Source organism: Paenibacillus sp. CMM36 (genome assembly GCF_053570945.1).
This window is the reverse complement of the sequence record NZ_JBSEDY010000010.1, coordinates 43,844-62,324: the sequence shown is the minus strand read 5'-3', so window position 1 is coordinate 62,324 and position 18,481 is coordinate 43,844. Positions and strand designations below refer to the sequence as shown.

Below are 18,481 nucleotides of genomic sequence, written 5' to 3'. Positions count from 1 at the left end.
TCTCCCCATGCGAATGAATTATGATTCATAAACCCATACACGCATTTCCCCTTTAGCCCGATTGCACCAGGCGTAGTAAGGAATGGCGGTAATTTGTTGAGGAACAAATTCAGGGGGCTCCGAGCTGTATAATGCATTCGAATTTTTTACCCGGTGTCCCTCTATGGTCAGCTTTACAATGCCACCCAGCAGGTTTCCGCTGAACTCTTCCGTAATAAGACTATCCTTCGTCAATCTTAATCCTGCCAAATTCGCTCCATTATCCACTTCTTCCAGGCAAAACACGACTGGTCCGCGTTGGAGAGCAATTTGCTGCTGGTTCATGGAGACCAGCGGATTGCTCCGAATGCGCTCAACTGGCATAGCCAAATGCAGAGTTACCACATCTCCGTCCTTCCAAGTACGCTGAATCTCGATATAGCCTTTTTCCAGACGATCTAATGATATGGTTTCCCCATTCACCTTTACCTCTGCCTGCTTGCACCACCCTGGAATTCGCAGTGCCCATTTAAAGGGAGTTGGCTCTGTTACATGGATCGAAAAGGTTAGATCCGCATCCCATGGATAATGATGAGTTTGTGTAATTTCAACCTCATGACCAGATAAAGTCATGTTCACCTTGCTGGCAATGTACAGATGCGTATACAACGTATCGTCCGTTTGGGTGTACATATTGTCCTCAACCGATGCAATCATTCGTGCCAAATTGGGCGGACAGCAGGCGCAGAAAAACCATTTTTGCCGTTCTGTTTTTACATGCTCTTGATCTTTTCTGGATTTTTGAAAGGGATTAACCTCCAACGGATTCACGTAGAAAAATCGTTTCCCGTCCAGGTCCATCCCACTAATCGTCCCGTTGTATAGCGCACGCTCCAGCACATCGGCATATTTCCGGTTCGGCGCTAAGCGCAACATACGATTGGCCCAAAAGGCCAGCCCTACAGAGGCGCAAGTCTCACAGTACATGCTGTCATTAGGAAGATCGTGATGGCAAGTGAACGCTTCCGCGTTTACAGTAGAACCGATCCCTGCGGTGATGTACATTTTGTGATTCGTGACATCATCCCACAGCGTTTCACAGGCTTGTAACAGGGAAGCATCCCCTGTTTTCGCGGCCAAGTCCGCCATCGCAATATACAGGTACACCGCTCTTACTGCATGGCCGACTGCCTCTTTTTGTTCCCGCACAGGTTGGTGTGCTTGCTGGTATTCGAAGCCTAAACCAAAATTAATGTTGTTCTCATCATTCCAGGTGGGCTCTGTTTGAATATGTTTTCTCTGTTCTTGTTCCTCTGCAAAGTAAATAGGATGCTGTCCCCGCTGTTCAATAAAATATTGCGCTAATTTGAGATATTGATCCTTTGCAGTTACGTCGTATAATTTGATCAAGGCCAACTCAATTTCTTCATGTCCCGGGTAGCCTTTCCGTTTCCCTTCTTCCGTACCAAAAACCTGCTGAATCAGGTCTACGTATTTCTCCATAATGTGAAGAAACTTCGTTTTGCCCGTCGTTTCATAATAAGCAACAGCCGCTTCTATAAAATGCCCTGCACAATACAGCTCATGATTGTCTCTTAGGTTCGTCCAGCGATTATTGGGTTCCTTAAGCAGATAGTACGTATTCAGATACCCATCCTCAGCTTGAGCTCTGCCCAACAATTCAATCACTTCATCAGCCCGCTCTTCAAGCGCAGGATTCGGATGATCCCTTAAGCTAAAGGCAACCGTCTCCAGCCACTTGGCAATATCACTGTCCTGAAAAACAGTTCCATAATACTCCCCACTGGATTCCCCGGCTGCAATCCTAAAGTTTTCAATCGCATGACTGGGTTCTGTATCTGGTAATTCATCATTTAATGCTTTCCACTGATAAGGAATAACCTCTTCCGCCACAACCTGCTTATACTTTTTCCAAAATAAATCGTCAACGATGACATGCTTAACTGGCTTTGCCGTTTTCATTGGATAAACATCCCTTCCTGTAAATAGAACGCTTTCATTTTTTGAAAAATAAGGATAAAGTATTGATAATATCGTACAAGCTAACCTGAGTTCCCCTTGCTACAGTCCTTATTTTATCAACCTGAATTTATAAAAAAAATCGCGATCTTTAACTAAAACTTATACGATTTCACACACAAAGGAGCTGGCTTCCATGAGCAAAACAGACTTTCTATCATTCCTTGTTCCTCCACTGCCTTATTTCATTGAGGGGAATTTTACTACATATCAAAAAGGGGATTGGCACCCGAATAGGTATAATCTGGGTTATTTTGACGTAATAATCATTAAAGAAGGATTGCTGCACATTGGTGAAGAGGACGAAGTGTGGAAGGTAACTGAAAATTACGCTCTCATTCTTGAACCGGATAAACATCATTTTCCCATTGAGGCATGTACAGAACAAACCTCCTTTTACTGGTTCCATTTTCAAACCAATAGCATGTGGTGCGCACAATCCTCGTCCAATCCTATTATACCCAGCACTCCCATTCCCGAGCTGCATTTTCATTCAGAACATACGACCATTCATTTGCCTAAAATTCAAAAAGTGGTGAATCCACATGAGCTATTTTCGAAATTAGACTATTTACTAGCCTCTACTTTAAAACCTAGAAAACTGGCACTCTGGGAGGCCCAACAGACGTTTGTGAATGTTTTTCAGAGTTTGGAGTATGATCAGAATAATAAAGACAGCTCCTCTAAGTTGGCGGAACAGATCGAAATATACCTAAAACAGAATTACAAAAATACAATCACCAATAAAGATTTGGAGACCCATTTTCACGTACATCAGAACTATCTCGCTAGATGTATGAAGGTCGCCTTCCAGCGCACACCGCTTGAATATTTAATGGATTATCGACTGGATCAAGGGCGTAGTCTTTTGCTACAAACCGACTGGTCTGTCCAACAAATTACCGAGGAAACGGGTTTCTCCCAAGCAAGCTATTTCTCCAAATGCTTTAAAGAAAAATTCGGAATGTCTCCGAAGAATTACAGACAGCAATACTGGAAACCAGTTCACTGATTGCTTACATCATCTTTATATTCCCTTTACATTTTCATTGTTTTCTTTTGATATTCTCGCTTTATACTGAGTCGGTTATATCATTTGCACTTCAGAAAAGGGGCATACATATGAAGTCAACTAAACTCGCATTATTAGCCATGTTAACGGGGGTTCTGATATCACCAGAACTGACCCATGCGGCAAACATTCAGCCGTCCGGGTATGCACCACTACGAACACAGGCAGATAAAATGGGGGCGACCATTACATGGGATAGTGATGACCAGTCTGTTTTGGTCAAACTGAAAAATGGCATTGTCGGAACCTTTACAGTTGGTGAGAAGGAATATCGTCTAGCTGGACTAACCGGAAAAGCGGACCAGGAAATTAAGATGATGAATGGAACTGTATATCTTCCTACAAAACTTCTTACAGCGCTTGAAGCAGAGAACAACAAATATGCAGATCCTAAGGACGCAGTTCCCACCTATAAAGTGATTCCCTCTGCCGAAACAGAAGCTGTAGAGGATGGAGAAGACGCAGCCGACGACCCTGCCATCTGGCTCAACCCGGTCGATCCAGAAAAAAGTAGAATTTTAGCAACTAATAAAGGCGGCGGGATTTTAGTCTATGATCTGGAAGGCAAGCAACTGCAAAACATGAAGGTTGGAAAAATGAACAACGTGGATCTTCGTTACGGTTTCACCTTGGGCGGCAAAAAAATCGATATCGCAGGCGCAACCAATCGAACCAACAACACGATCGATATCTTTGCCATTGATGGTGCTTCAGGAAAGCTGACCAACGTGGTTGGCAAACCCATTAAAGCATCTATGAAAGAAGTATACGGATTCAGCCTATACCATAGCCTCAAGACAGATAAATTTTACGCGCTCGTATTGGGCAAAGAGGGTGAATTTGAACAATATGAGCTGACTGATGACGGAAGCGGCAAAATTGCAGGTAAGCTTGTCCGCCAGTTCAAGCTGGCTACGCAATCCGAAGGCATGGTTGCTGATGATGAATATGGTACGATCTACATCGCTGAAGAGGATCACGCCATTTGGAAGTATAGTGCCGAGCCAGACGGTTCTTCCGAGCCACTGCGACGTGTGGATATTGCAGATGGGCGCAGACTTCACGATGACATAGAGGGACTTACATTGTATTACGGTAAAGATGGCAAGGGATATCTCATGGCCTCCAGTCAAGGAAACAGTAGCTATGCGATCTATGAACGACAAGGCGACAATGCATATATAAGCAACTTTACGATCAGCGCGAGCCCTACCGTTGACGGTACGTCTGTCACAGACGGTATTGATGTTCTTGGCTACGGATTAGGCAAGAATTTTCCTCATGGTATCTTCGTTGCACAAGATGACGAAAATCTTCAAAACGGCAAAAAGTTAAATCAGAACTTTAAAATGGTGCCTTGGGAGCGAATCGCTACGGGAGCCCCTACCCCGCTAACGATAGACGATGGCATCAACCCGCGTGAATTGGTAAACAGAAGCACGCAGTAATGCCTGCCAGGGGAAATTGACTCAACATTCCGACTCTATTCATAGAAAAAAGGGGTGTCCTAAAAGCCATAAAACGGCTGCTTGGGACACCCCTTTTTGTTTTTAAGCGGAAAAAGGTTTAAGATCCAGCACCAGCACATTTACCGAGTTGGCTGGTAAGTCTAAGAGGACAGAATCCGTATGAAGCGTGATCTGCTGTTCGGTAGACACTATCTTCTCATCATTCTTCTTGTTCACGTTAGGTACATGAACAAGCGAGGAATCCCCGGTTAGTGTAATCAGCTTAGCAATGGACTCAACACTCAAATCTTGTAGATTCAGCTGTGTTGCCTTATCCACGTTGTCGGCGTTCACCAGCTTCACATATACATGCTCAGCATCTTGGGTTACTGAGTTGAACACGTCTCTGTTGTAAGCCTCCAGCTTATAATCCAGCACTTTACTGTTTGTCACGCCGTCGGTATATGAGCAAATCAGGTTGCTGCCTGTTTCACCGCCATAGTTCACTGTTATGGTGTAGTCCGTGTTGTCGGCCAACTCTTCATAGCTGGCCGCTCTCAAGTTACCTGCGGCTGTACTGGAAGAGTAGTCACCCAATGTGTAGCCTTCTATGCCTTGCTTGTAAACCTTCACGCCGGTAGCCTTGCCGCCATAGCCGATCGCGTATTCGACAACGTCCTTTTTCTCCGCAGAAATATCCGTGAGACCCGCACCCACATAAAAACCGTCCGTGCCGGAAATGCGGGAAGCGATCACCTCTACCTTGTAATTGCTCCAGCTGTCGTTCAAGATGTACAGACCATTCAGACCGCTATCCTGAGCTTTGAGCACAAGCCCCTTGCCTTCCTCCACTGTGTAGCCCACGGAACCAGGAATGACCTGCCAGGCCGAATTTAATTCCTGGGCGAAATCTTGATCCAGCAGCACACTGCCGTCCTGGTTAGAGGTAACGGTGACACGCTTAATCATAACGTCGGCATTGCCTGTCGCGATTTCAATGCCACCCTGAGGAATGAGATCCGTTGGCTTGCCATGTTTGTAAGTAGAGAAAGAAGTGCTCAATACTTTATTGCCCAAATATTTAGCATACATTTGCTGTACATAGTAGTTCGGCGTAAACCACACCGTTTCGTCATCGAACCAGATGCAGTCTGGCGTCCATCTGTAGGTTCCATCTGTCAGGACTTTGTTAAACAACGGCGCATAGGCAGCCAACCGAACGACATCGGCATTATTTTCGAAGCCCGTCATCACCGCAGCCTCTGCTACAGCGCCTGCCAATGTATTTTTATCCGTTGAGGCGTACTCCCCGACAAAAACCTTTGATGTCGCGTTCCAGTTAATACTGCCGTCCCCGTTGTAAGCTCTGTAGTAGTAGTTATAGCGGTCCGCGTTATTCAGCAGATATTCGTTAGAACGATAGTAGTGCTCGTCTGCAATGGTGTCCATATAGTCCTTTTGCTTCTCATACCAGGTTACCGTTTCTTCCGTCACCTGGTTACCATCTGCAAAAGCAACCTTAGCCGAACCGGTCATATTACCGCTTAAGAACTTCCAGCCCTGCTGATATGCATCGTCGTCTGCTTGAGCGCCAACTGTGGAGATGATATGCAGCTCATGACCCGGATAGTTTTTCTCCATATATTCATCAATCGACGTTTTGAACACTTCAAAGTTGGCAAAGAACTCTGTGCCCCAGTTCTCGTTACCCACACCCAAATAACGCAGATCGAATGGAGCTTCATGGCCCATTTTTTTACGCATAGCAGCCCATTCATTATGTTCAAAATCCACACTAATCGCAAAGTCGATCAGATCCGTAAAGTTCTTAATATAGTATTCTCTTAATGCGCCTCCAGCCGGATGAGCGTAATCGGAACGGGCTTGGCAGAGCACGCCGCAGGCCATAACCGGAAGCGGAGCTGCATTCAGGTCTTCTGCCAACTGGAAATATTCCATATAACCAAGTCCCATGGTCATCATATAGCCCCATACATTAAAGTTTTCCTTGCGCAGCTCGATATCCCCAATCGATTCCTTCCAATCGTATACGTTTTCCCATATAAACGAACCCTCGGAAATGCAACCACCCGGAAAACGCAAAAACTTCGGATGCATGCCGACCAGCGCGTTCACCAGATCTTTTCTCAATCGGTAGTTAGGATTACCCTGATAGTTGGCGTGTGCCGATGAAGATTGCTCTTCCTCTCCTGCACCCCATACATCTTGTGGGAATAAGGAGACCATATCAACCGAAATGTCCCCTTCAAATGTAAGCGCCAGCTGTCCAAGAACCGTAGCTGAGCCTATCAGCACAAGCCTGGAATCGATGCCGTACTTCTTCCACGTGTTGCCGCCTTCCACCTGTATCGTAATTGAATCACTAATGGCCTTTTCATTCGAGTCTTGCAGTTGCAATGTGATTGTGCCCGCTGAATCGGCCTTCGCCCAGATGGTAAACTCATACTTGGCACCCTCTTGGATGGACATGGCACAATTCTGGTTAGAGTCGGAAAAACCCTTGTTCCGAATCGTTGCACCATCCGCTACCGTCACATAATAAGAGTTCACTTCTTTGTCTTTTGCGCCTAAAAACTCATTTAATCCACCGCTATGTTGTGGAGTCATCTTGTCCGTATCACCAGACCAAGCGAACAACGGGTTGCGGTTCCGTCCTGTAGAACAGCCGCATTCACCGGAAGCATGGGAATACGTATCAAACTCGAAAGATTCAAAAGAGCGATTCTGAACGAGTTCCGCATATATCCCGCCATCTGCTGCGTTATTGATATCTTCATAGAACAAGCCGTACATCACTTCGCTGACATCCAGCACTTCCTTATTTCCATGAATGGTCAGCGTGTACGGAGGCAGCTGTTCAGGAAGAACGGATACTTCAAAGCTTTCTTCAATCTGGCTTAGGCCCTTCGTCAATAAAGCTGTGACGGTAACCCCTTGTGCGGAGGTAATCGCCTGCACCTGACCATTGTCAGAGAGTATACCAGGTTGGCTGGATTTCCAGGTCACTTCTACTCTTCCACCCATCAGAACGGTTGGCAGAGATAAGTCCTTGGTCACAATCGTCGTCGGAAAGGACAAATATTTATCTCTGGCAAGCTTCACGATCTCTTCATCTGTCAACGAATCGCACATGACCTCAATGACTTCATCTGCCGACAAGCCTGCTTTATAAATTCGAAAGTCTGAAACGGAGCCGGCAAAGTCTACATCCGCCGCATGCTGAGAGCGACCAATAAAATTGTTGCTGTAGTTGGACGAGTCTGTAAACGTTTCGAACCATTTACGCAGCTTGGCATAGTTACCGCTGGAAGTTTGACTGATGGAACCGTCCGCTACCACCTCACCATTGACATATACCACCGGACCCGCACTGCTTAATGTGCCGCCTTCTGTACCGATTACGGACAGAGCTATATGCATCCACTCATCCCTGACAAAGCCTCTTCCCGGGTCTACGGACAAATCTACCTCATTGAAAAGAGTTCCGCGCAGGTTCCGTGTCATGAACATATAGGGTCCTGTATGGGCTTTACCAAAGTCAAAAACACGTTCCCACATATCTGTGAATCTGCCGAAGTTGACCCAAGCAGTAACTGTCACACCGGTGTTATCGCTTACATCTTTGAATAGATCGGAAGGAAGCTGGATATACGAGGTACCGTTGGGGCCTCCCTCAAGCGTCAATGCCGCTCTACCGGTAGCATGGGAAATTGTGGGTGTTACTGTGCCTGAAGCAACCCCATCGTTACCTTGCCCTGAGCTATCTTTGCCGACGTTCTCTGCATCATCAAACTTGTAACGCGCAATGATTTGATCTTGGAATTTGGTCATCTTCGTTGCTCCTATACCTATAGTTTATTAATGTAATAACTAATTAGTTAATATAAATATATACCATACAGCTATAGTACCTTATCCTGAGTACCCTTTTCAATCCAATAAATCGGATTTATGAAGAAATTCCTTAAACGAGCTACATAAAAAGGCAGCCATCACAGAAGATACTCTGCGATAACTGCCCTTATGCTTATAAAGAAGCTTGACCGTAGCTATGTTATCCGTTCAGTTTTTGTCCACAATTCGGACAGAAGTTAGCTCCTTCGTTTTTTGTACCGCAATTCGGACAAAAATTGGGCTTATTCCCGTCTCCAGATGAAGGGGGACCAGCAGGTGTAGGCTGAGTCTCAGCCGAAGGCTTTGGGTTCGGGTTCAAATTTTTCATCATTTCATTTGCTATATTCATCCCCATCATCATACTCGCCATATCCGAAGCTGCACCGCCGCCTTTTACATTACCCGATGCAATCCCGTCCGTCATCGTCACTTGTTGGTACTTTTGCAGATTACCGATCATTTCATGAGAGGCTGTCTTCGTAATCATATCTTGGATTTCTTGAGGATAATTGAAGCTCATCACATGAAAGCCAGTAATCGTCATACCGTTGTCCATCACTTGCATATCCAGATCTTCTTGAATACCTTTTGAAATGTCAGAAGCATTCGCCTGCAGATTGAATATGTCCTTTCCTTCTCTGCTGATCCACTTCATCAATAACTGATCCAATACTGAAGTAATGCGTATTTTAACATCCTCAACGAGATAACTGTCCTTCACTCCGGCAATCTTATCGATGAGCGTAACATAATCGTTCACTTTAAAATTAAATGTGCCATTGGCACGGATCGGCATCCCGCCTGGCAGCTGGGGAGTCGGGATCAGCACTGGATTCTGCGTCCCCCATTTGACAGTAAACTCCTTCGTATTAACGAATAAGACCTCTACCCTCATGCCACTGTTAAAACCAAGTTTAAACCCTTTTAAGGTGGATAGAAATGGAATAATGTCAGAGTCCATGTTGTATGACCCTTCATTCTCAAAAATACCCTCTATTTTGCCGTTATTTACAAAAATCGCATCTTGACCGGAGCGGATAATTAACTTACTTCCTTTTTTAATTTCACGATTACTCCACTTCCAGAAAATCATATCATCTCTAAATTCTTCCCACTCTACAACATTTGCAAATTGATTTCTGAAGAATCCCATACTGTATCCATCCTTTCCGTTTAGGATTTTTGCAAAATCCTCAGTTAAAATGATCCTCTGCTGCCGCTATGCGAATGACCGCCGCTGGTAGTTCCGCCACCACCGCCTGAGCTGCTGCTACTGCTGCTCTTTTCAATCTTCCGTCTTGTTGTCGTTGTGTGAAGATACTGATCTCGATGCTCCAGAACTCCTGAGGCGTTCGCATCCTCGTAGGTTTGCCGATTTACCGTAACCCGACCGCCAGAATTGGAAACCATTTTACCCACGATCATCGCTGCCAATCCCAGTGCAACCGCCAAATGAAGCCAGCCTTTAAAAAATATACTGTCTGGGTTCACCCCTGGACGGATCGCCAAATATTTGTGCGCGCCTAGAATATACTTTTGAAATGCCAGCCCATAGTTGCCGTTCGTCAGATCCGGGCTAATCTCATGGCGTATTTTAGTAAGCCTGTCATCATCCAGATACCGTTCTGCCTTATAAAATCCGGCCAAGTACACCTCTCTATTTCTCATATCCATCGTTAAAATAACCGCGTTCCCATGAGCTCTGTCATACCCCGGACCATGGTCATCATAAAAGTCCTGCGTCATCTTCATAACATCCATATTGTCGGGATTAAGGGTAGTATAAATAATAATGTCCGTTTCTCTTTCCGCTCCGTATTGATTAGCCATAGCGTTCAACACATCATACTCTTCCTGATTGAGCAAACCCGCTTCATCATAAATCAATGGCTTCATTTCTGTCGTAGCTGGTTCGCCCTTCATTTCCATAGGAACCGCCAGAAAAACAGCAAAGAATAACAAAACGGCTACAATGGCTCTATGCTTTTTCAATAGAATTCCCCTCCCATCATCAACCAAGTAATTAACCTTAATGAGAAGAGAGTAATGCCGAAAATGCCTGCAAACCAAGCCGTCACTTTGAACTTGCTAATCGGAGGCTTACCGACTACCTTGCCCGTCTGTCCGTTCATAGCAAACGTATGCTCCAATTGATTATAGTCATAGTGTATGACCCACACCGGGAGCAGGACATAATCCGCTTGTTTTAATGTAGTATCAACTTGCTTTTCCGTATAACTCACGGCCGTATACACTGACACCGTAGAATGAATATAAGCATCAATATATTCCTTCACTTTTTCTTTAACTCGCGGGAAAAGCTCTTCTTCGTTATAACTGTACTTCTCCGCAATATAACCTGCTAGATATGGCGTTTTAAAGGGTTTTAGCTGATCGTATGGAAATGGCTCCAATTTATCCATCAACTCGTCGTTCATTTTCTCCGCAGCATCAATCGGAACCTTTACATAATTCAAACGGATTTTCCGATATACATCAAAATGCTTCGTTTCCGTATATTCGTAGTCTCCACTCGTATAGGTTCGAACTTGGGTACCTTCACCTTGAACCTCAATTTTATTATGTAATTCATATAACCAGAAAGGCACATACATCCCGGTTATTCCCTTGATTCGGTCTGCTATCATGAACCGATTCGGCGTCAGACGGCCATTCTTGCACCATTTTTTGAAAGCAGCTATGGCTTCTTCCTTACTGATTGAAAAAGGAATAACCTGCGCTGGAGCCAGCTTCCCAGTCAGTCGATCCCCGAGAACCACGGCAGAACCACAAAAGCTGCACACCGTTGCACTCGTCTCCACTTCGGTCATAATCACGGCTCCGCAGTTATTACAATGATACTCATGAGCCTCATCCTCCGAAAAAATACGATTTATCAGAGGATCAGGAATAGATTCGATATTGTCCTCTCTTCCGCAACTATGACAGGATAACCTCCCTGTCTCACTGTCAAAGACCATACCGCTGCCGCAGTTGGGGCATTTGTATTCGATAACCGGCATCTGCTCACCTCTTCATGTAGATACTGTTATGATTCCTTAGGGTTGATTTTTTCTTTGATTGCAGCCAATTCATCTTCTGTATTCGTACTCTTCTTGTATTGTGCAAATAAAGCATCCAGGTCGTCCTTCGTTCCTGCCCGAAGCTCGGCTATAGCCATCGCTTCATCATACGCTCTGTTCACCTGCTCTTCCATAACCTCAAAAGCAGAATTCCCGTTGCCTATAGAATTCAAGGTTTGCTGTGCTTTGGCAACCGCCAGCTTCCCTTTAAGTTCAGCGCTACGCGCTTCTAGCTGCCCCATATCGGACACTAACTTCTCCTGCATTTGTTTCATATTCACGGCGTTTACTGAAGCTAAGTCATAGGACGTTTGTAATTGTTCCAATTTCTCCGTTTGCAAACCCTTCCTCTCCAGAAACTTTCGAGCTTCCTCTTCATTACCAGCTTCCACAGACTTACTGGCATAATACTGGAGCTTTTTGATCTCGGCTTTGCATTCATCCAGTGCTCTTTTCGCCCTTCTCTCATCAGCCAATACTGATACCGTCTCCGCTTTCACCTTGCCTAGATCACTGTTCAAATTTCGCATATAATCGTCAATGGTTTTCTCTGGATCTCCCACCTTATCCATTAAGGCGTTAACATTCACTTTCATAATATCCCTAAACCTCGACAAAATTCCCATGATGACCTCCTTCGAAAGGACTACATCCCACCATATCATACATCAAATCCGGTAAAAAATGTTCATTATAGCTCTATATACTGACCCACTGATCACTTTCGGATGTGTGTTCGTTTTATGATAAAAGCAAAGGGTCCAAAAACCCGCGACAGATTTTTGAACCCCTTTATTTTATTGTTCCTGATTATAGTTCTTCATAGGACTTGGGGTCCTGCCCCCAGATCCGTCCATCCTCACTGCTAAATGCCGAAATCATGTTCATTTCCTCTGGAGACAACTCAAAATCAAAAATATCCAAATTCTCCGTTTGGTGTTTCAAAGAAGAGGCCTTCGGGATCGGGATTGCTCCAAGTTGGATATGCCAACGTAAAATCGCTTGTGTATTCGTTTTACCATGAGCAGCAGCAATTTTCCCAATCTCTTCATTCTCCAGCATACTGTGACCACGACCCAAGGGGCTCCACGATTCCGTCACGATGCCCTGTTCAGCATCTTTTGCACGCTGATGTTCCTGATTAAATAATGGGTGCAATTCAACTTGATTTAAGCTCGGCGTGACACCTGTTTCCCGAATTAAACGTTCATTATGCTCGGGCAAGAAATTGCACACCCCAATGGAACGGATATAGCCCCTTTTCTTCGCCTCAATTAACGCCTGCCAGGCTTCAACATATCGATCAATTTGGGGATTCGGCCAATGGATTAGGTACAGATCATAATAGTCCAGACCTCCTCTATATAATGACTCTTCGATCGTTACAATGGCTTCTTGGTAAGCATGTCGGCGACCTGGTAGTTTGGAGCAAATCAACAATTCTTCTCTGGGCACAGAGCTCTGCTGGACCGCTTTCCCGACAGCACCCTCATTTTCATAGTTGAACGCTGTGTCGATCAGACGGTAACCTGCATCAATCGCGCTGGTAATTGCCTTGACTCCATCTGCACCCTTCAATCCAGCAGTCCCAAATCCAATCACGGGCACCTTAGTGCCATCATTCAATACCTTCTCCGGAATTGGATCGTTCATATTAACAGCCTCCTTTACTATTCTCTTATACCGCAGCACCTTTAATGCTCAGAAAAATACAGCAAATGACTCGGTTCCTCCTATACTTATTACCCACCAGTTCGTGACTTTCCTATTAAATTCTCTGTATGCTACATCAAAAAGTGCCTGATCCCCGTTGAAATCATACTTGAATTCAAGGAGTCAGGCACTCGTATACCGCTACCAAATCATATATTCCACTTCATGCTGAATTGCTTGGTTGTCCAACACAAAGTTGAAGCGTCTTAATTTTTATTTCAAGGTCAAGCCTTTCCATACCCAGTTCTCTACCTCTGGCAAGTCAATGCCCTCTTCGCGAATGAATTGATGATGTTTCTTAACCGTAGCATCCATTTCATCCACAATGTTGGTGTACTTCCCAGCGTCAGGTAAGTTGAGAACAGCTTCCTTCACTAAGTCAAAACGATCCATTTGATTCAATACACGCATATCAAATGGTGTCGTAATATCGCCGTTCTCACGGTAACCATGTACATGCAAGTTATGATTGTGACGATCAAAGAACAGATCTTTGATCAGACCCTCGTAACCATGGAAAGCGAAAACTACTGGTTTATCCTTTGTGAAAAAGTGATCAAACTCGGCGTCAGATAATCCACGCGGGTCTAGTTTTTGACTTCTCAGTTTCAGCAAATCTACCACGTTGATGTACCGAATCTTCAATTCAGGCAGTTTTTCATGCAAAATGGAAATCGCAGCTAAACTTTCAATCGTTGGCTCTGTACCAGCAGAAGCAATGACAAGATCAGGTTCTCCACCTTGATCTGTACTTGCCCAGTCAATGATCTTCAACCCTTTATCCACCAATTCCTTCGCTTCATCAGCAGTAAACCATTGTGGACGTGGGTGTTTGGACGAAACAATCAAATTGATCTTTTGACGGTCGTTTAAAATGGTGTCGAAAACAGCCAACAAGGAATTGGCATCCGCTGGCAGATACTCCCGAATAAATTCCGGTTTTTTATCAGCCAAATGACCCAACAAACCTGGATCTTGGTGTGTATACCCATTATGATCCTGTTGGAACACTGTTGAAGTTGCTACGACATTCAATGATGGGATATCTGCACGCCATCCTTGATCCGTTGCTTTACGCAGCCACTTAAAGTGCTGGGTGATCATCGAGTCAACCACGCGCAGGAAGGCTTCGTAACTTGCAAAGAAACCATGACGACCTGTTAACACATAACCTTCCAGCAGTCCTTCAGCTTGGTGTTCGGATAATTGAGAATCAATTACACGACCATAGGATGATAAGAATTCATCATTAGGTTCAATAATTTGGTCCATCCATTGGCGTTTGGTTACTTCAAAAACAGGAGCCAAGCGATTAGACATTGTTTCATCCGGTCCGAAGATTCTGAAATTACGATTTTGTTCATTTAAGACAACCACATCTTTAACGTATTTCCCTAAAACCGACATATCTTGCGCAATCACTTTACCAGGTACGGAATTATCCAGCGCATAGTTACGGAAATCCGGCAATTTCAAGTCTTTAATGAGGTTCCCCGCATTCGCAACAGGGTTCATTCCCATACGTTTATCGCCTGTGGGCAGAATTTCAGCAAGCTCAGAGTTTAAACGACCGTTTTCGTCGAACAATTCCTCTGGTCTGTAGCTATTCAACCATTCTAACAAAGCAGGTGCGTGCTGCATATTTTTTTGATCAACCGGAATTGGAACCTGATGGGCACGGAATGAATTTGTATTCGGCACGTTGTCCCATTCCTTTGGACCCGTCCAGCCTTTAGGTGAACGGAATACAATCATCGGCCACGCTGGACGAGTAAGATCATTATTTTCACGCGCATTCTTTTGAATAGCTTCAATTTTCTCGATGGCCGTATCCAATACTTTCGCCATTTCTGGATGCATGTGATCCGGATTTTCACCTTCAACAAAGAATGGCTCCCAGCCCAAACCTTTAAAGTATGAGGTCAATTCTTCTTTCGATTGACGAGACATAATCGTTGGGTTACTAATCTTAAAGCCATTCAAGTGCAAGATTGGCAGCACTGCACCATCCGTGATCGGGTTGATAAATCTGTTAGAGAACCACGAAGCGGCTAATGGACCCGTTTCAGCTTCGCCATCACCAATAACAACAGCCGAAATCAGATCAGGATTATCCAGAATGGCACCTACACCATGAGAAAGGGAGTAGCCTAATTCTCCACCTTCATGGATAGATCCAGGTGTTTCAGGAGCAGCATGTGAAGCAATACCGCCAGGGAAAGAGAATTGTTTGAACAATTTCTTCATACCTGGGATATCTTGCGTAATTTGCGGATAGATTTCGGTGTAACTTCCATCCAGATATGAATTTGAAACCATAACCTGACCGCCGTGACCAGGGCCCTCAATGTAAAGCATGTTCAAATCATATTTATTAATAACACGATTTAGATGTGCATAAATAAAGTTTTGTCCTGGAATTGTGCCCCAGTGTCCAATAGGCTTAACCTTCACATCTGAATCTTTTAAAGGCTCTCTCAACAAAGGATTATCTTTTAAATAAAGCTGACCTACCGAAATGTAGTTCGTTGCACGCCAATATGCATCAAGTTTTTCTAAATATGTTTTAGATGAATAATCTGCTAACACGGGTGATAATGACATGGTGTCCACTCCCTAAGTAGTATTGTTTGTAATTTATTTCCGGAAATTTCATCTACATGTACATCATAACGCCGCGCCGATTAAATTCAACCTTTTTCACAAGTGATACGGTCCAATTTTGTGAAATTTTGAACATACTATGAAATATAAATTAAAAAGACAGTAAAAAAGCTCTTACATTAAAATATATAGAAGTATAAACCAATAAAATTTGTAATAAACGTTGCAATCGCAGGCTCCAATCCTTTTCTCAAAATTATAAAAAAAAGACCGGAGAATTCTCCAGTCTTATCATTAGTGAACCGATACAAAGGTATTAAATTTTAAATATTTGTAATGAAATCGCATATGAGAAAACTCAAATGGCGTACCGTTATCTAAAAAGAACACACCTTCCATAATACCTACAGGCTCATTTTCATTTAAATGTAGCAGCTTTTGATCATTCTCTTGAGACGGTTCTGCAAAAATGGATAAAAAAGATTTGGTGACGGCCAAGTTCCGCGAGTCCTCCAAATAATTAAAAATGGACCCCTCGATAATTGTCTGATTTAAATTCTGGACAATTTTAATGGGAATATAGCCCGTTTCAATCATAAAAGGATCATCATCAAACAAACGTAAGCGGACAATTTTGTATACAAAATCATGAGTCTCCAAGAACAAATCGCGCTGTAATTCTTCTGTTGGCGGAATGACCTCAAAACTCAGTACTTTGATTTTTGGCTTTTTACCATGCATTTGAAAATTATCAGTGACTCCTAGATTAGAGCCTTCGTAGTTAAAGATAGATTCATTTCTTATGTATAATGGATTAATAAATGTCCCGGAACCTTGTTTTTTAAAAATAATTCCGACATTCTCCATTTTAGTCAGAGCACGTTTAATTGAACTACGACTAACCTGGTAAGTCTCACTAAGACTACGTTCATCTGGCAATCTCATATCTGCAAACTTTCCAGCAAAGATTTTCATCTTGAGATCGTCAATAATTTGCTTATAGACAAATTGTGTCATATAGTACTCCTCTTTCAGGTCTTCTATAACTCCATATAGTTTACCATAACTTGCCCATTTCATCTCATGTTTGTTTCTGTATGCTGAGTGGGCTTTCAGCGGATAGGAAACGCCCGCGCTTTTACTTTACATCTCTATGCATAATACCATGATTATACATACATAACACCACTGAACGTACCTGCAAATTAGCAGAAAATACAGAACTCCCACCTTAACTTCCGCGATAAGACCAAGCCTGTTTCGAACCTTGAGGGATGTTTGACTAGACCAGGCTAAAATCCTTGAATACATTGTTATTATTTATCTTGTTCATACGTTCACTAATAAAAATGGTGGGGGGGAGATCATATTGGCTATCCGCTACAGCGTCATCATTCCAACCTATAATCGAGTCCAGCAATTGTTGCTTACACTCGCTTCATTTGAGACACAAACCTATCCAAAGCAACTATTCGAAGTCATTGTAGCTGATGACGGTTCTACAGACGGAACGAGAGAAATGGTCGAAGACTTCAAAGCATCCTATCCTCTTATCTATGTGTCACATCAGGAACAACGCGGTCGATCTGCCGTTCGAAATTTGGGACTGCGCCGTGCAAGAGGGCTATACATCATCTTCTGCGACGCTGACTTTGTAGTATTACCGGAATTTATTAGGATCGTGAGCCGTTATCACCGTAAATATCCCAAGTCCGTGCTTTCAGGCATTCCTCACTCGTGGGACGATGCTTTTACCCATTATTACCCTGACTTTTCTCCTGAAGAAAAAGAACAATGTCGCAACATACTTACGCAGTCCAACTTATGGAATGCTGACTATGAAGCAGCAAACGAAATTACTCCGATCATAACCCCAGAAGATATCCTTCACCAAACGGGTGCACTGTCTAAAGTAGTTAGTCCCACAAGAGTTCCTCCCAATACGCAAAAACAATTTACCTCAACGGACGTAGCCCCCTGGATGCTGCTGGTTACTCGTTGTGTAGCCATCAGACGCAGTCACTTGATTCGTATTGGAGGTTTCAATGAACGGTTTGTGCTCTATGGACTCGAAGACTGGGACCTTGGCTATAGACTGCATCGCTTGAAGATCCCTTTTTATTGCATCAAAAAGGTGGTCGGGTATCATCAGGAACATCCAACCTATCTCAGAGGAAACGTCTTAAATACGGAAAATCTGAGGATCATGTATGAAACCTACGGTTTCAATGACTCCTCGTTAAATTTATTTGCCCTTATCCCTCCATCCGAGGATTTTGAGACCTACAAAAATACATTGCGGGTATTGCGCAGGGGATTCCGCTCTAGGTTAACACGCTCATCAGCACTGTTATTAAGAAGAACACTACGCATTGCAGCCAAGCAGTTCTACGATCAAAGCCATACTCATGCATACAAAAAATCATTACACTTGATAAAAAAGAAAGCAGCGAACCGGAAAAGTCGAGTCGCTCACGTATTACGAGAAATGCTAGTGAAGTCTGAAAAGCTGGTGGAATAGCAAGAGGCCGGAAGGTCCCGAGACACATGAATCTTTCCCGTAATAAAAAGACTCCTCCATCTGAGAGCAGGCCAAACTCGGCAAGCTGTCTTATGGAAGAGTCATA

Annotated in this window: 12 protein-coding genes; 3 read left to right on the top strand and 9 right to left on the bottom strand. The window is 43.8% G+C overall.

Features of this window, described 5'->3' with window-relative positions:
* Positions 1 to 18: 18 nt before the first annotated feature.
* The gene (locus tag ACWA2B_RS18995; protein ID WP_340931172.1) at positions 19 to 1,962 is read right to left on the bottom strand and encodes a glycoside hydrolase family 127 protein; all 1,944 of its coding nucleotides are present in this window, start codon (positions 1,960 to 1,962) and stop codon (positions 19 to 21) included.
* A gap of 193 nt (positions 1,963 to 2,155) precedes the next feature.
* Between ACWA2B_RS18995 and ACWA2B_RS18990 the strand changes: the two genes are divergently transcribed.
* Both ACWA2B_RS18990 and ACWA2B_RS18985 read left to right on the top strand, forming a co-directional pair.
* A complete protein-coding gene (locus ACWA2B_RS18990) occupies positions 2,156 to 3,031 on the top strand; it encodes a helix-turn-helix transcriptional regulator (protein WP_069010168.1) in 876 nt (291 codons plus the stop codon).
* A 110-nt stretch (positions 3,032 to 3,141) separates the two neighbouring features.
* Positions 3,142 to 4,539 (top strand): phytase, encoded by a 1,398-nt coding sequence (locus ACWA2B_RS18985; protein WP_449292507.1) that lies wholly within the window; start codon positions 3,142 to 3,144, stop codon positions 4,537 to 4,539.
* A gap of 102 nt (positions 4,540 to 4,641) precedes the next feature.
* On the opposite strand, the gene ACWA2B_RS18980 is transcribed toward ACWA2B_RS18985, so the two are convergent.
* The 8 genes from ACWA2B_RS18980 to ACWA2B_RS18945 form a co-directional block, all read right to left on the bottom strand.
* Positions 4,642 to 8,391, bottom strand: coding sequence for an alpha-L-arabinofuranosidase C-terminal domain-containing protein (locus tag ACWA2B_RS18980; RefSeq protein ID WP_449292506.1), 3,750 nt, complete (start codon positions 8,389 to 8,391; stop codon positions 4,642 to 4,644).
* 223 nt (positions 8,392 to 8,614) lie between these two features.
* Positions 8,615 to 9,607 carry an SPFH domain-containing protein gene (locus ACWA2B_RS18975; protein WP_449292505.1) on the bottom strand — a complete coding sequence of 331 codons (993 nt, stop codon included), beginning with the start codon at positions 9,605 to 9,607 and terminating at the stop codon, positions 8,615 to 8,617.
* 44 nt (positions 9,608 to 9,651) lie between these two features.
* Entirely contained in the window at positions 9,652 to 10,446 is a 795-nt protein-coding gene (locus tag ACWA2B_RS18970) for a TPM domain-containing protein (RefSeq protein ID WP_342434714.1), read from the bottom strand.
* Entirely contained in the window at positions 10,443 to 11,477 is a 1,035-nt protein-coding gene (locus ACWA2B_RS18965; RefSeq protein ID WP_342434713.1) for a TFIIB-type zinc ribbon-containing protein, read from the bottom strand. Before ACWA2B_RS18965 ends, ACWA2B_RS18970 begins: the two co-directional genes overlap by 4 nt.
* A gap of 26 nt (positions 11,478 to 11,503) precedes the next feature.
* On the bottom strand, positions 11,504 to 12,163 hold the full coding sequence (locus ACWA2B_RS18960) for a PspA/IM30 family protein (RefSeq protein ID WP_449292504.1): 660 nt from the start codon (positions 12,161 to 12,163) through the stop codon (positions 11,504 to 11,506).
* Between the two features lie 184 nt (positions 12,164 to 12,347).
* Positions 12,348 to 13,190 (bottom strand): aldo/keto reductase, encoded by an 843-nt coding sequence (locus ACWA2B_RS18955; protein ID WP_340884011.1) that lies wholly within the window; start codon positions 13,188 to 13,190, stop codon positions 12,348 to 12,350.
* Positions 13,191 to 13,463: 273 nt separating this feature from the next.
* Positions 13,464 to 15,854, bottom strand: a complete 2,391-nt coding sequence (locus tag ACWA2B_RS18950; protein WP_185156370.1) for a phosphoketolase family protein — start codon at positions 15,852 to 15,854, stop codon at positions 13,464 to 13,466.
* Positions 15,855 to 16,148: 294 nt separating this feature from the next.
* The gene (locus tag ACWA2B_RS18945; protein WP_023986502.1) at positions 16,149 to 16,871 is read right to left on the bottom strand and encodes a GntR family transcriptional regulator; all 723 of its coding nucleotides are present in this window, start codon (positions 16,869 to 16,871) and stop codon (positions 16,149 to 16,151) included.
* Between the two features lie 352 nt (positions 16,872 to 17,223).
* Here ACWA2B_RS18945 and ACWA2B_RS18940 point away from each other — a divergent pair, with 352 nt between their 5' ends.
* Positions 17,224 to 18,375 (top strand): glycosyltransferase, encoded by a 1,152-nt coding sequence (locus ACWA2B_RS18940; RefSeq protein ID WP_449292503.1) that lies wholly within the window; start codon positions 17,224 to 17,226, stop codon positions 18,373 to 18,375.
* The last annotated feature ends 106 nt before the right edge of the window (positions 18,376 to 18,481 follow it).